The sequence below is a fragment of the Amycolatopsis sp. A133 genome (genome assembly GCF_031082405.1).
Taxonomy (GTDB): Bacteria; Actinomycetota; Actinomycetes; order Mycobacteriales; family Pseudonocardiaceae; genus Amycolatopsis.
Genome location: NZ_JAVHJU010000034.1, coordinates 104,569 through 118,472, shown reverse-complemented (window position 1 = coordinate 118,472; position 13,904 = coordinate 104,569). Strand labels below are relative to the sequence as shown.

Genomic DNA, 13,904 nt, shown 5'->3' with positions numbered 1-13,904 from the left:
GTCTGAAACTGTCCGTGAGTACTTTGTCACCGTACATCTGCGCAAGGGTCTGGGGGAAAAATGGTCACATCGGGGGAACAGAGCGGCCAAGACTTGATTTCTCGCGTGCGGGGCTGGGCACTGTGGACCCGCCCCCGCGACTGGATCGTCGCGACGCTGACCGCCATCACGGTCATGCTGAGCTGGACCGCCGTCGCACTGTTGACCGTGCCGGTCACCGTCGCCCAGGTGGGCACGTTTCTGCTGCTCACGGCCCTGGCCGTAGCGCAAACCGAGGTCAGCAGGCGGCTGGAGCGGCAGCGCCGGATCCTCAGCAACGGGCCCTACATCTCGATGACTTCGGTGTGGCTGCTGCCCGCCGGCCTGCTGCTGCCGGCTCAGCTGGTCGCCGCGCTCGGGGTCGTGCTGTACGTATACCTTGCGTTCCGCAGTTGGTCCGGCACCCGTCCGGGTGAATTTCACCGTGTGGCCGCCAACGCGACCACGATGATCCTGTCGGCGTTCTCCGCGGGTGTCGTCGGTCACATGACCATCGGCAGCGGCGTGGCCACGGTGACGCTGGCCGCCCTGGCCTTCTTCACGGTCAACACCGCGCTGACCGGCCTCGGCCTCTACCTGGCCGACCCGAAGAGCGCGACCCCGGTCTCGTGCCTCGGCAACATGGACGACAACCTGCTCGAACTGTCCACTTTGTGCGTCGGCGCGCTGCTGGTGATGGTGCTCAACGAGGAGCCGCTGCTGTCGGTGCTGGTCATCCTGCCGCTGTACGTGCTGCAGCGGTCCGTGCTGATCAAGCGGCTGGAAGAGCTGGCCACGACCGACCAGAAGACGCAGCTGCTCAACGCCACCACCTGGCAGGACGGCGCGCAGCGCGAGATCTCGCGCGCGGAGCGGGAGAACGGCAGCTTCGGCGCCATGATGATCGACCTCGACCACTTCAAGCGGATCAACGACACCTACGGGCACCTCGCGGGGGACGACGTGCTCAAGGCGGTCGCCGCCGTGGTCAAGCAGGAGACCAGGGCGCACGACCTGGTCGGCCGGTTCGGCGGCGAGGAGTTCGTCGCACTGCTGCCGTCGACGTCCAAAGAGGATGCGATCGTCACGGCGGAGCGGATCAGGCAACGGGTCAGCGAGCTGATCATCAGCACCAAGACCAACGAGGGCGCGGCCGTGGACATCGAACGGCAGACCGCGTCCATCGGCGTCGCCGCCTACCCGCTCGACGGTGCGTCCATCGAGGAGGTGATGGCGTCCGCCGATGCGGCCGTGTACGCGGCCAAACACGGCGGGCGCAACCGGGTGGTGGGGTCGGCCGCGGCGGCCTTGGCCGCGGCTTAGCAATCCGGCCAAAAGCAGGCCGCCCCCCGCGCGGAACGCAACCGTGCTACGAAGCCATTCGGCCGTGACTGTGGTCGGATTGGTAATCGATCGGCACAGCGCCCCTACCGCAACCGGTCGATGACGTCGCTCGCCTTGGTCTGGAGGCGGGCGACGCCGCCGACGGTGAACTCGGTGAGCAGGTCGATCAGGGCGTCCTGGTCGGGCGGCTCGCCGTCCCAGGTGGCCTGGACCAGTGACTCGGTCATCGCGAAGAAGAGCGTGACGAGCGCGCGGTCCGCGCGGCCGGAGTCGATGCCGTGCGCGGCCCACCGCTTGCGGCTGGCTTCGGCGTAGACGACGGCCAGCCTCTCCCTCAACCGGGTGAGAGCGGGGTCGCCCGCGCGCTCGGCCGCGCGGAGCACGCCGTAGCCCTCGGGGTGGTCGGCGACGAAGGTGACCATGTTGGCGTAGTTGGCCCGTGCCCAGGCCCGCAGACCGGGCTGCTCGTCGGCCACCGACGGCCCCGCGATGGCGGTGAACGCCCGCTCCTCGGTTTCGGCCACGACCTCGGCGAACAGCGTCGCGCGGTCGCCGAACTGCTCGTAGACGGCCTGCCGTGAGACGCCGGCTTCCCGCGCGATCTGCTCGATCGTCGCGCCCTGCATCCCGTGCTGCGCGACGACCCTCGCGGTCGCCCGCAGCACGCGGGCGCGCTGCTCGGAAACCGGGAGCTTGCGCGGCCGCCCACGCGGAGCCGGGCTTGACATGGTGGTCCCCCTCACGTGATTCTTTTTCCGACACCTCTGTCTAAAAAGGTGTTTCCCCGCGCACCCGCCCTGCTCAACGAGGAGCAAGCATGCGTATCTTCCCCCGCCGCGCCCTCTGCGCGGCCGTCGCCACGGTTTCCGTTCTGGCCCTGGCGACACTCGGCCCGCCACAGGCCTCCGCCGCGTCCTTCTACGATCCCCCGTCCCCCCTTCCCGCGGGCAGCAACGGCGACGTCATCCGGCACGAGGCGTCGACGTTCTACATCGATCCGATCAAGCTGATCAAGGCTGACGCAAGCGTGCAGCGGATCATGTACCGCAGCACCGACACGCACGGCTCGCCGATCGCCGTCACCGGCACGGTGCTGACCCCGCGGTCGGCCTGGCACGGCACCGGCGTGCGCCCGATCGTCTCCTACGCCGTCGGCACCCAGGGCGAGGGCGACGACTGCGCGCCGTCGAAAGCGCTTGCCGCGGGCTTCGAGTACGAAGGCCCGTTCATCGCCGGGCTGCTGACGCGGGGCTACGGCATCGTCGTCACCGACTACGAAGGGCTCGGCACGCCCGGGGACCACACGTACGTCAACCGCGCGTCGGAGGGGCACGCGGTGCTCGACGCGATCCGCGCGGCGCAGCGGCTGCCGGAGGCGGGGCTTCCGGACGACGGCCCGGTCGCGATCGCGGGCTACTCCCAGGGCGGCGGCGCGTCGGCCGCGGCGGCGGAGCTGCAGCCGGGCTACGCCCCGGAGCTGAAGCTCAAGGGCGCGTACGCGGGGGCGGTGCCGGCCGACCTCGCCGAGGTCGCCAAGAACCTCGACGGCCACTACGCGGTCGGGTTCCTCGGGTTCGCGCTGGTCAGCATGAACTACGCGTATCCGGAGCTGAACATCCCGGCGCTGCTCAACGCGCGCGGCAAGCAGCTGTTCGAGCAGGTCCGGACCGAGTGCACGGTGGCGGCGATCGCCGGGCACGCGTTCACGCAGTCGTCGACCTTGACCAACGACGGCCGCTCGCTCGTCGCGTACCTCGGGGAAGAGCCGTACCGGTCGCGGGTGGCCGAGCAGAAGATCGGTTCGCTGAAGCCGTCGGCGCCGGTGCTGATCGTCCACAGCGCGCTCGACGACATCGTGCCTTACGCGCAGGACCGCGACCTGGGCCGGACGTGGTGCGGCAAGGGCGTGAAGGTGCAGTTCAGCACGTCGCTGGTGCCGACGCACGTGCTCGGCGCGGTGCGGGCGTACCCGGAGGCGTTCGCCTGGCTCGAGGGCCGCTTCGCCGGCCTCCCGGCGATCTCCAACTGCGGTCTTTTCTGAGGTCTCCCGCGGCTTGTCGTGAGTGGTAAGGCGGGTTCTAACCCGCCTTACCACTCACGACGGGGTCAGTGGTCGTCGTAGTGGTCCTCGTGGGTCGCGTGGCGGTGCCCGTCGTGCAGGTAGTCGACGTGGTCGCCGTGCGGGACCGCCACGTGGCCGCAGCCGTCGCCGTGGGCGTGGTCGTGACCGGTGTGGGGCACGTGGCCCGCGATTTCGCACTCGTCGAAGTGGCCGTCGTGCGCGCGGTGCAGGTGCCCTTCGTGCACGTAGTCGATGTGGTCGCCGTGCGGGACCGCCGCGTGGCCGCAGCCCTCGCGGTGGACGTGGTCGTGGCCGGCGTGCTCGACGTGCAGGATGGTCATCCGGTGTCCCTCCAAGGTGTCCATTGCGGACGGTAACACCGGATCCGGAGCCGCCCCCGGCGAAAGCTCCCGGCTCACCCGATAGCGGTGCCGAAGTCCGAGTTGATCAACCCAGGTTTATCAGTCTAGGTTGACGATCGTGCCGGACGAGGAGCTCCTGCAGGCGAGCGCCGACCTGCGCGTCGCGCTCGGCCGGCTCGTCCGGCGGCTGCGCCAGGGCTACGTCGCCGGCGAACCGACCCTGCCCGAACGTTCGGTGCTGTCCCGGCTCGACCGCGAAGGACCGGCCACCCCCGGCTGCCTCGCCGACCTCGAACGCGTCAAGCCGCAGGCCATGGGCGTCACGCTCGCCGGGCTGGTCGAGCGCGGGCTCGTCGAGCGGCGCAAGGACGGCTCCGACGGCCGCAAGGTGCTGATGTCGGTCACCGGAGCCGGTGTCGAGCTGCTCACCGACCGGCGCTCGCAGACCACCCGGCAGCTGGCGGACGCACTGGCCGGGAAGTTCACCGCGGCCGAGCAGCGCGCCCTGATCGCGGCGATCCCGCTGCTCGAGCGGCTGGCGGACGAGCTGTGAGCTACAAGTGGGTCGCGCTGTCGAACACCACGCTCGGCGTGCTGATGTCCGCGCTCGACGGCTCGATCGTGATCATCTCGCTGCCGGCGATCTTCCGCGGCATCGGGCTCGACCCCCTGGCCCCGGGCAACATCGGCTACCTGCTCTGGATGATCCTCGGTTACCTGCTGGTGCAGGCGGTGCTGGTGGTGACGCTCGGGCGGCTCGGCGACATGTTCGGCCGCGTCAAGATGTACAACGTCGGCTTCGTCGTGTTCAGCGCCGCGTCGGTGGCGCTGTCGTTCGACCCGTTCCACGCCGGCGCCGGGGCGCTCTGGCTGATCGGCTGGCGGGTCGTGCAGGCCGTCGGCGGCTCGATGCTGACGGCGAACTCGGCGGCGATCCTGACCGACGCCTTCCCCGCCGAGCAGCGCGGCATGGCCCTCGGCGTCAACCAGATCACCGCCTTGGCCGGGCAGTTCCTCGGCCTCGTCGTCGGCGGGCTGCTGGCCGAGCTCGACTGGCGCGCGGTGTTCTGGGTCAGCGTGCCGTTCGGCCTGCTCGGCACGATCTGGTCGATCCGCAGCCTCCGCGAGGTGGGGACGCCTCAGCGTGCGAAGGTCGACTGGGGCGGCAACGTCACCTTCGCGGCCGGGACGGCGCTGGTCCTCGCCGCGATCACCTACGGCATCCAGCCCTACGGCGGCGCGGCGACCGGCTGGGGCAATCCCCGGGTGCTGGGCGGGATCGGCGCCGGTGTGCTGCTGCTCCTGCTGTTCGGCGTCATCGAGACCCGCGTCGCCGCGCCGATGTTCCAGCTTTCCCTGTTCAAGATCCGCGCGTTCGCCGCCGGCAACATCGCCGCCTTGCTGACTTCGGTGGCTCGTGGTGGCATGCAGTTCATGCTCATCATCTGGCTGCAGGGCATCTGGCTGCCCCTGCACGGCTACGACTACGAGCGGACGCCGCTGTGGGCGGGCATCCACCTGCTGCCGCTGACCGCCGGGTTCCTCGTCGCCGGGCCGGTGTCCGGGTACCTGTCCGACCGCTTCGGCGCGCGGCCGCTCGCCACCGGCGGCCTGCTGCTGGTCGCCGCGGCGTTCCTGGGCCTGCTGGCGCTGCCGGTGGACTTCTCCTACCCGGCGTTCGCGGCGCTGCTCGTGCTGAGCGGCGTCGGCCAGGGCATGTTCGCCGCGCCCAACACCTCGGCCATCATGAGCAGCGTCCCGACCGCGCAACGCGGTGTCGCCTCCGGCATGCGGGCGACCTTCCAGAACTCCGGCACGTCGTTGTCGATCGGCGTGTTCTTCTCGCTGATGATCGCCGGGCTGGCTTCGTCGCTGCCGCAGACGCTGACCGGCGGCCTGCAGGCCCACGGCGTCCCGGCGCCCGTCGCCGACGGCGTCGCCGGGCTCCCGCCGGTCAGCACGCTGTTCGCCGCGTTCCTCGGCAGCAACCCGGTCGGGCACCTGCTCGGCCCGGACGTCCTCGCGGCGCTGTCGCCGCCCGACCGCTCGGCCCTGACCGGCGGCGAGTTCTTCCCGCGGCTGGTCTCCGGCCCGTTCCACCACGGCCTGGTGGTCGTGTTCACCGCGGCCGCGGTGATGGCCGTCGTCGCCGCGATCGCCTCCGCTTCGCGCGGCAAACGGTACGTCCACATCCCCGAGGGAGCGAAGGAGAACCGATGACCGACGAAATCATCGCCGGAACCGTCACCATCACCGGCCACGGCGGGGACGAACTCGAGGCCTACCTGGCCAAACCGACCGACCCGGCCCCGCGCGGCGGTGTCGTGGTGATCCACCACCTGCCCGGCTACGACGCGGCGACGAAGGAGATGGTGCGCCGCTTCGCCGTCGAGGGCTACAACGCGCTCTGCCCGAACCTGTACACGCGCGAAGCGCCGGGCGCGGACCCGGACGACGCGGCCGCCACGGTCCGCGCGGCGGGCGGCATCCCCGACGACCGCTTGGTCGGCGACGTCTCGGGCGCGGCGGACTACCTGCGTGCGCTGGAAAACGCCAATGGCCGCGTGGGCGTCATCGGCCACTGCTCGGGCGGGCGCCACGCATTCCTGGCGGCGTGTTCCCTGGACCTCGACGCGGCGGTGGACTGCTACGGCGCGTTCGTCGTCAACGACCCGCCGGAGGCCATGAAGCGGATGAAGCCGCTGCTGGGCCTGGCCCCGCAGCTGTCGTGCCCGCTGCTCGGGATCTTCGGCGCGGACGACCAGTTCCCGGGCCCGGACGAGGTGGCCGTGCTGGCGGCCGAGCTGGAGAAGCTGGGCAAGGAGCACGAGTTCCACACCTACGCGGACGCCGGCCACGCGTTCTTCGCCGTCGACCGCCCGAGCTACCGCCCCGAAGCCGCCAAGGACGGCTGGGAACGCATCCTCGACTTCTACGCCCGCACGCTCACCGCCTGAGAGGACCCGCTCATGTGCACTTATCTGACGGAGAAGTTCGCGCTCGAAGGCAGCGGCAAGGGCGCCCGCGGCTGGTTCCGGGTGAGCGAGGGAACCGTGTACGTCGACCACCCGGTGCACGCGCCGTACGCGCACACGGTGAACATCGACTTCCGCAACCCGGGCTTGGGCGCTTCGGCGCGGGTCGCGTTGGAGCTGACCGAAGAGGACGCGCTCGCCTTGGCGGACGCGATCCACGCGGCCGTCAAGTCCGCTCCCGCGGGGCTGGCTTCGCGGAACCAGTGATCACCGGAGCTGCCGCCCGGCGGCTCGGACGAACGCCGTGAGGACCTCCTGGCTGCGGGCTTCGTGGTCCTCCAGCTCGGCCCGGTCCGCCGCCTTGCCGATGGCGGCGATCGGGTCGAACGCGGCGTCGGCGAGCCGGAGGACCTCGGCGTCTTCGGTGAGCAGGCGCACCTCGAACCGGGCGTGGTCGGCTGCGGCCCCGCACTGGTCCGCCTCGGTGTGCGCGGCCCGCGGGTCCGCGTCTTCGTGCTGCAGGAACCACAGCGCGATCACCTTCTGGCGCAGGGCGGTCATCGCGCCGGCGAAAGCCGCGTAGGCCGTGATCCGCTCCTGGCGAAGCCGCTCCTCGCGGACGGCTTTCTCCGTCCGCCGCGCCGTGAGGCGGGCGAAGAGGTACGTCAGCGCGGACCCGGCCAAGGTCCCGCAGACCGCGATGATGCTGGTCAGTACCCCGTTCACGGCGTGTAGAGGGCGCCCAGGAACTCCAGCAGCAGCCGCTCCCGCAACGGCGCCGGTGCCGTTGCGAGGAGCGCGTTGATCGGCGCCATCCGCTCCGGGAGCCCGGAAGCGCCGCCCAGACCCGCCGCCGCGAGGAGGCCCGCGAACTGCTCCGAAGTCAGCGTCGCCGGGTCGAGGGCCGCCACGAACTCCGCCACCGCGGGGTCGACGACCACCGGGCCCGCCGCCCGGGCCGCGTCCAGCGAAGCCGCCAAATCGGTCAGGAACTCCTTCTCGCTGCCGTGGTTCGCCGCCGTCACCGTCAGGTGCAGGTTCGCCGGCGACGTCAGGTGCGCGAACTGCGGCTGGACGTACCAGCCGCGCGCCTTCATCTCGTCGGCCACCGTGAACAGGTCGAAGCCGTCGCCGTCGCCGGCGAACGCGATCAGCGTCGACACCGGGTCGCCCAGTACCCGCAGGCCGGGGAGTTCCTCGAGGCCGGACCGGATCCGGGAGGTCGCCTCCCGCGCGGCCGACGCCAGTTTCAGGTAGCCGTCGGAGCCGAGGTGGTGCACCACCGCCCACGCCGCGGCGAGGGGGCCGCCCGAGCGGGTGCTCTGGATCGTCGTGTTCAGCATCGTGTAGCCCGGCCAGGCCGCGCTCGCGAAGTAGTGCGTGCGCCGCAGCTCCGCCGAGGCGTGCAGCAGCACCGACGTCCCCTTCGGACAGTACGCGTACTTGTGCAGGTCGACCGAAATGCTCGTGACGCCGGGGACGCGGAAGTCGAACGGCGGGACGTCCGCGCCGAGACGGGCGAAGTACGGCAGGACCCAGCCGCCGATGCAGGCGTCGACGTGCATCCGGACGCCGCGCTCGAGTGCCGCCGCGGCGATCTCGGGCACCGGGTCCAGGACGCCGTGGGCGTACGACGGTGCGCTCGCCACGACCAGGACCGTCGAGTCGTCGATCGCCGCGGCCATCGCCGCCGGGTCGGCGCGGAACGTCACCGGGTCGACCGGGACGTCGATCCGCCGCAGCCCGAACAGGTGGGCCGCCTTGTGGAAGGCCGCGTGCGCGGTCGTCGGGAGCACGATCGACGGCGCGGCCACCGCGGGGTGCGCGTCACGGGCCGCCAGCACCGCCAGCAGGCACGACTCCGTGCCGCCCGAGGTCACCGAGCCGACGACGCCCGGAACGTCGCCGAGCAGCGAAGCGGCCGCGGCGACCAGGTCGTTCTCCATCCGCAGCAGGCTCGGGAACGCCGTCGGGTCGAGGCCGTTGGCCGACGACGCCAGCGCGTGCGCCGCCGCCCCCAGGGAGTCCACTTCGGACAGCCCGCTGTCGTAGACGTAGGCCAGGGTCCGGCCGCCGTGCGTGGGCAGGTCGCCCGCCCGCAGCTCCCGCAGGGCCGCGAGGACGTCCTCAGACGGGTTCATGGCGCGGCTCCAGCACCTTGCGCCGCAGCAGCGGCAGGGCCAGCGCGATCAGCACGCCGGGCACGATCGACGCCCCGACGAGGATCGCCACGATCGCGCTGTGCGGCTGCGTCGCCGTGGCGTCCGTGCTGGACACGTACCCGCCGAACGCCAGGATGAGCGCCCAGAGCCCGCCGCCGAAGGCCAGCCCGAGGGTCTCCCCCGCGGTCCACACGCCCGCCGCGATCCCGGCGCGGGTCTCGCCGGTGCGCTCCTCCTCGGCCGTGATCAGGTCGGGCAGGATGGCCAGCGGGAACACCGAGATCCCGGCGTAGCCGACCCCGCACAGCGCCACGAAGACGAACGAGACGACCAGCGGGATCGACTGGGCGAACACGAGACCCAGCAGCCCGATCGCGAACACCGCCGTCGCCAGGCGGAAGCCGTTGAGCTTGCCCACCCGGTCGCCCAGCCGCGGCCACAGCGGCATGGTGACCAGCGCCGGGCCGACGAAGATGACGAACAGGATCGTGCCGTAGCCCTCGCTGCCGAGGATGCGCTGGGCGAAGAACGGGATCGCGGCGAGCACCGTGCCGATCCCGAGCGCCTGGATGAAGTACGTGCCGAGCAGCCAGCGGAACGGCCGCCACGCCGCCAGCGTGCGCACCAGCTCCTTCAGGTTCACGGTGTTCGGCCGCAGCGAGCCGACCGGCGCGTCCTTGAGGCCGAAGTAGACCAGCAGCGTCGCGGCCAGCACGATCAGCCCGATGACGACGGCCATCACGCGGTAGCCCGCGACACCGCCGATCCCGGCGCTGATCGCGGGCGCGCCGCCCCCGCAGACCAGGATCGTCACGGCGAGCACGCCGATGCGGACGCTGGTGAGCTTCGTGCGCTCGGTCGCCGACTCGGTCAGCTCGGCCGGCAGCGCGTTGAACGGCACCTGGAACAGCGCGTACGCCGTGGCGCAGGCGGCGAACATGACCGCCACGTAGAGCGCGTCCGGCAGCGGGTCACCGAACCCGGGGTGGGCGAACATCGCCGCGAACAGGATCGCCACGCCGATGCCGCCGACGAGCAGGAACCGCCGCCTGCTGCCGGTCTTGAGCAGGTCGGCGTCGGACATCCGCCCGGCGACCGGGTTGAACAGCACGTCCCAGGCCTTGGGCACGAACACGATCGCGGCGGCCCAGCCGGCGGGCACGGCCATCGTGTCGGTCAGGTACTTCACCAGCACCAGGCCGGGAACCGTGCCGAAGGACCCGGTGACGAACGAGCCGAGCGAATAGCGGAACCTCGTCCGGCCGGACAACGTCGCCAACAGGTCCTCCTCGGATGCGTACCGGGTGCAGGCCATGAGTATTCGATCTCGGCAGGCACCCGGTCGTGGTCGAGGGGAATCGTGCCATCGTCGTGACCAAGGCCACGACAGGGGCCTGCTAGGCGCGAAGGCCGTCGATGATCACCGCCACGATCCGGGGCGCCCGCTCGTCCCAGCCGGCTTCGGGGATCCGTGACAGCGGCCCCGAGGAGCAGGATGACGTCGGCACCGTCGACGCCGGCGCGGATCTCCCCGGCGGCCTTTCCCCTGTCCAGCAGCGTTTCGAGCGCCTCGTCGAGCCGGTGGTGCTGACCGGAGTGGAGGTCCTGCCAAGCCGGCACCTCGATCGCCGCCATGACGCCGCGTTCGACGCGCGCGTACTCGATCAGCCGGTCCAGCCAGCGGGCCGGCGCGTTCAGCGGGGAGTGTTCCGCCAGCAGCGGGCGCCACGGTGCCGACGAGCTGGCCCAGCTCGGTCCGGTACACCTCCGCCGGCAGGTGCTCGCGCGTCGGGAAGTGCCGGTAGAGCGTGCCCTGCCCGACCCCGGCGGCATTGGCGACCCGGTGCAGTTTCAGCTCATCGGCCGCGCCGTTGGACTCGCTCAGCTCCGCCCGTGCGGCCTCGTCGATCCGGTCGCGGTTGGCGACGGCGTCCGAACGGCACTCACGCGAGACCCGCTCCTCGCTTAAGTGGACAAGTGTCCGGTACGGTGGGAGCCAACCGGACAGTTGTCAGTTTAGCGAGGAGTGCCATGACGAACGGGCTGGACAAGGTCGTCGCGATCACGGGCGCGAGCAGCGGGATCGGCGAAGCGACGGCCGTGGAGCTGGCGAGCCGCGGCGCGGCCGTCGTGCTGGGCGCCCGGCGCACCGACCGGCTGGAAGTGCTCGCCCGGAAGATCCGCGACGACGGCGGCCGCGCGGAGCTGCTGAAGGTCGACGTGACCCGGCGGGCCGACCTCGAGCGGCTCGTCGCCCTCGCGGTCGATCGCTTCGGCCGCCTCGACGTCCTGGTGGCCAACGCCGGCGTCGCCCGGATCGCCCCGGTGAGCACCCTCGACCTCGACGACTGGGACGCGATGATCGACGTCAACCTCCGCGGGGTGCTCCACGGGATCGCCGCCGCGCTGCCGGTGTTCCGCGCGCAGGGCCGCGGGCACTTCGTCACGACCGTCTCGACGTCGGGGCTGAAGATCGTCCCGACCCAGGCCGTCTACGCGGGGACCAAGAACGCCGTGCGCACGCTGCTGGAGGCGTTGCGGCAGGAGTCGACCGACGGTGTCCTGCGCACGACCTCCATCTCGCCGGGGTATGTGCGCACCGAGCTGGTCGACTACGTCGAGGACCCCGCGCAGCGCGAGCAGGCCCAGCAGGCGATGGCGGCGCTCGGCATCAGCCCCGAGGCCGTGGCACGGGCGATCGCGTTCGCCATCGAGCAGCCGGACGACGTCGAGATCGGCGACCTCACCATCCGCCCCACCCGGCAGGGCTGAGCGCGCCGAGCGCGCGGAGCGATGGGTGGCTTGCCACCGGTTGAGCTGCGAGGTCGGCGGTGATCGCAGAAGTGCAGCCGGGCGCGGCCGACGAACCGGTGCCCGCCGCCGTCGGGGATGTTGCCGAACTCGGTGACCTGGACTTGGACCAGCGAACCGGGGTGGTCGTCTTCGTAGCTGCGCCGTGGTTCGCCGGCGAAGGCCACGGGCGGCCCGCCGGTCAGCCGAGCACGCGGGCGATCTTCTCCAGCGTCGCGGCGTCACCGCGCAGCAGCAGCTGGGTCACCACGGTCTCCTCCCAGGCCTGCAGCTCGTCGCGGATCTTCGCCGGCGGCCCGATCAGGGACGTGTCCTCCACGAGGGACGTCGGGATCGCCGCGGCCGCCTCTTCCTTGCGGCCGGCGAGGTAGAGCTCCTGGACCTTGTCGGCGACGTCGCCGTAGCCCAGCCGCGCGTACACGTCGTGGTGGAAGTTGACGCTCTTCGCGCCCATCCCGCCGATGTACAACGCCAGCGACGGCTTGATCCAGCTCGCCGCCTCTTCGACGTCGTCGTGCACGATCACCGGCAGCGAGCACGGCACCTCGAAGGTGTCGAAGGTGTGCCGCGCGCCCGGCCGCGAGAAGCCTTCCTCGAGCGCGGCCTTGTAGAAGTCGTTGCTCTTGGGCGAGAAGAACAGCGGCAGCCAGCCGTCGCCGATCTCGGCCGCCAGTGCCACGTTCTTGGGGCCCTCCGCCGCCAGGTGGATCGGGATCTCCGTGCGCAGCGGGTGCACCGTCGGCTTCAGCGGCTTGCCGAGCCCGGTGCCGCCCTTGAACGGCAGCTGGAAGTGGTCGCCGTCCAGGGTCACCGGCGCCTCGCGGGCGATCACCTGCCGGACGATGTTCACGTACTCGCGCGTCCTGGCGAGGGGCTTCGGGTACGGCTGGCCGTACCAGCCCTCGACGACCTGCGGGCCGGACGCGCCGAGCCCGAGCACCATCCGGCCGCCGGAAAGGTGGTCGAGGGTCATGGCGCTCATCGCCGTCGCCGTCGGGGTCCGCGCGGCCATCTGGACGATGTTGGTGCCGAGCCGGATCCGGCTGGTGGAGGCGCCGTACCAGGCCAGCGGCGTGAACGCGTCCGAGCCGTAGGCCTCCGCCGTCCACACCGAGTCGAAGCCGAGCTCCTCGGCCTTGAGGACGGCTTCCAGCGCACCCGGGGTCGGGCCGCTCTGCCAGTACCCGACGTGGAATCCCAGCTTCACGAAAGCCTCCTAGACGTTCGGCGCGTAGTGCTCGGGCTTGCCCCGCTCGGACAGCGGCGGCAGGTTCCTGCGTGGAGTCTCGGCCAAGGGCGCGTCCACAGCCACCTCTCCGCGCTCGCGGCGCCAGCCGGCCCGCGCCCGCGGGTGGTAGCGGCGGTCGTGCGGCACGAGCTTGAAGACGGCGTCGACCAGCTTCCCGAAGCGGCGGTGGCGCCGCGCGTCACGCTCGGTCCAGCGGAAGCCGAGCAGGTCGCGCACCTCGCGGTCGTAGAGGCCGATCGTGAGCCAGGCGAAGTTGCGGGCGATCACCCGCTGGACCGGCCGCCACAGCGCGTCCGGCAGCCAGGGCAGGAACGGCGGCTTGCCGAGCCCGCGGATGTCCAGGACGTCCCGGGTGGCCTTGTTGTCCTCGAGGACTTCGGTGCACATGTGCTTCCAGTAGCGCTGGAAGTCCTCCCAGCTCGCCGGCACCGGCCGCAGGGTCATGCCGTACATCCGCCACCACTGGACGTGCTCGTCGAACAGCTGCCGCTTCTCCGCTTCGCCGATCCCGCCCGTGAAGTGGTCGGCGATGAGGATCGTGCTGACGAAGAAGGTCGCGTGCGCCCAGTAGTACGTGTCCGGGTCGAGGGCGTGGTAGCGCCGCCCCTGCGCGTCGACGCCCTTGATGCGGTCGTGGTAGCCGCGGACTTCGAGGGCGGTCGCGTGGGCGCGCGGGCCGTCGTAGACCACCCCGCCGATCGGGTAGAGCGAGCGGAACAGCCGCTGCCAGCGTTCTTCGAAGAACCGCGAGTGCTGCTCGACGCCGGCGCCGAGGCCCGGGTGCATGTTCTGCATCGACCCGGCCCACAGGCCGATCAGCAGGCCACGCCAGTCGCCGAAGTACTTCCACGTCAGCGAGTCGGGCCCCAGCGGCTCGGCGGTCATCGGCGGCTCCTCGTCGAGTCTTGAACTGACCACGGC

14 protein-coding genes and 2 pseudogenes are annotated in these 13,904 nt (G+C 71.4%); 7 read left to right on the top strand and 9 right to left on the bottom strand.

Annotation, left to right across the window (positions count from 1 at the left end):
• Positions 1–177: 177 nt before the first annotated feature.
• Complete coding sequence (locus Q5425_RS22440; RefSeq protein WP_308674407.1) at positions 178–1,341, top strand: GGDEF domain-containing protein; 1,164 nt, start codon at positions 178–180, stop codon at positions 1,339–1,341.
• Between the two features lie 104 nt (positions 1,342–1,445).
• Here the strand turns inward: Q5425_RS22440 and Q5425_RS22435 are convergent, their stop codons facing one another.
• Positions 1,446–2,090 carry a TetR/AcrR family transcriptional regulator gene (locus Q5425_RS22435; protein ID WP_308674237.1) on the bottom strand — a complete coding sequence of 215 codons (645 nt, stop codon included), beginning with the start codon at positions 2,088–2,090 and terminating at the stop codon, positions 1,446–1,448.
• Between the two features lie 89 nt (positions 2,091–2,179).
• On the opposite strand from Q5425_RS22435, the gene Q5425_RS22430 reads away from it, so the two are divergent.
• On the top strand, positions 2,180–3,403 hold the full coding sequence (locus Q5425_RS22430; RefSeq protein ID WP_308674236.1) for a lipase family protein: 1,224 nt from the start codon (positions 2,180–2,182) through the stop codon (positions 3,401–3,403).
• A 65-nt stretch (positions 3,404–3,468) separates the two neighbouring features.
• Here the strand turns inward: Q5425_RS22430 and Q5425_RS22425 are convergent, their stop codons facing one another.
• Positions 3,469–3,765 carry a hypothetical protein gene (locus Q5425_RS22425; RefSeq protein WP_285992158.1) on the bottom strand — a complete coding sequence of 99 codons (297 nt, stop codon included), beginning with the start codon at positions 3,763–3,765 and terminating at the stop codon, positions 3,469–3,471.
• Positions 3,766–3,904: 139 nt separating this feature from the next.
• Between Q5425_RS22425 and Q5425_RS22420 the strand changes: the two genes are divergently transcribed.
• From Q5425_RS22420 to Q5425_RS22405, 4 genes are read left to right on the top strand one after another with little or no spacing between them, the layout of a single operon-like run.
• Positions 3,905–4,339 (top strand): MarR family transcriptional regulator, encoded by a 435-nt coding sequence (locus Q5425_RS22420; protein ID WP_308674406.1) that lies wholly within the window; start codon positions 3,905–3,907, stop codon positions 4,337–4,339.
• A complete protein-coding gene (locus Q5425_RS22415) occupies positions 4,336–6,006 on the top strand; it encodes an MFS transporter (protein WP_308674235.1) in 1,671 nt (556 codons plus the stop codon). Before Q5425_RS22420 ends, Q5425_RS22415 begins: the two co-directional genes overlap by 4 nt.
• Entirely contained in the window at positions 6,003–6,743 is a 741-nt protein-coding gene (locus Q5425_RS22410; protein WP_308674234.1) for a dienelactone hydrolase family protein, read from the top strand. The genes Q5425_RS22415 and Q5425_RS22410 overlap by 4 nt, the downstream gene beginning before the upstream one ends.
• A 12-nt stretch (positions 6,744–6,755) precedes the next feature.
• Positions 6,756–7,028: a DUF6295 family protein gene (locus Q5425_RS22405; protein ID WP_308674233.1), complete on the top strand. Its 273-nt coding sequence runs from the start codon at positions 6,756–6,758 to the stop codon at positions 7,026–7,028.
• Here the strand turns inward: Q5425_RS22405 and Q5425_RS22400 are convergent, their stop codons facing one another.
• The 4 genes and pseudogenes from Q5425_RS22400 to Q5425_RS22385 all read right to left on the bottom strand — a co-directional run bounded on the left by Q5425_RS22400 (position 7,029) and on the right by Q5425_RS22385 (position 10,931).
• Positions 7,029–7,487 carry a hypothetical protein gene (locus tag Q5425_RS22400; protein WP_308674232.1) on the bottom strand — a complete coding sequence of 153 codons (459 nt, stop codon included), beginning with the start codon at positions 7,485–7,487 and terminating at the stop codon, positions 7,029–7,031. It abuts the gene before it with no gap.
• Entirely contained in the window at positions 7,484–8,902 is a 1,419-nt protein-coding gene (locus Q5425_RS22395) for an aminotransferase class V-fold PLP-dependent enzyme (RefSeq protein ID WP_308674231.1), read from the bottom strand. The genes Q5425_RS22400 and Q5425_RS22395 overlap by 4 nt, the downstream gene beginning before the upstream one ends.
• The gene (locus tag Q5425_RS22390) at positions 8,889–10,202 is read right to left on the bottom strand and encodes an MFS transporter (RefSeq protein ID WP_308674230.1); all 1,314 of its coding nucleotides are present in this window, start codon (positions 10,200–10,202) and stop codon (positions 8,889–8,891) included. Before Q5425_RS22390 ends, Q5425_RS22395 begins: the two co-directional genes overlap by 14 nt.
• Before the next feature lie 118 nt (positions 10,203–10,320).
• Positions 10,321–10,931 (bottom strand): annotated as a pseudogene (locus Q5425_RS22385) (TetR/AcrR family transcriptional regulator).
• A gap of 23 nt (positions 10,932–10,954) precedes the next feature.
• On the opposite strand from Q5425_RS22385, the gene Q5425_RS22380 reads away from it, so the two are divergent.
• A complete protein-coding gene (locus tag Q5425_RS22380) occupies positions 10,955–11,695 on the top strand; it encodes an SDR family oxidoreductase (protein ID WP_308674229.1) in 741 nt (246 codons plus the stop codon).
• A gap of 83 nt (positions 11,696–11,778) precedes the next feature.
• On the opposite strand, the pseudogene Q5425_RS22375 reads toward Q5425_RS22380, so the two are convergent.
• The 3 genes and pseudogenes from Q5425_RS22375 to Q5425_RS22365 all read right to left on the bottom strand — a co-directional run.
• Positions 11,779–11,889 (bottom strand): annotated as a pseudogene (locus Q5425_RS22375) (IS481 family transposase); the annotation flags it as partial.
• A 26-nt stretch (positions 11,890–11,915) separates the two neighbouring features.
• Complete coding sequence (locus tag Q5425_RS22370; protein WP_308674228.1) at positions 11,916–12,941, bottom strand: LLM class F420-dependent oxidoreductase; 1,026 nt, start codon at positions 12,939–12,941, stop codon at positions 11,916–11,918.
• Between the two features lie 9 nt (positions 12,942–12,950).
• Positions 12,951–13,868, bottom strand: coding sequence for an oxygenase MpaB family protein (locus tag Q5425_RS22365; RefSeq protein WP_308674405.1), 918 nt, complete (start codon positions 13,866–13,868; stop codon positions 12,951–12,953).
• Positions 13,869–13,904: the final 36 nt, after the last annotated feature.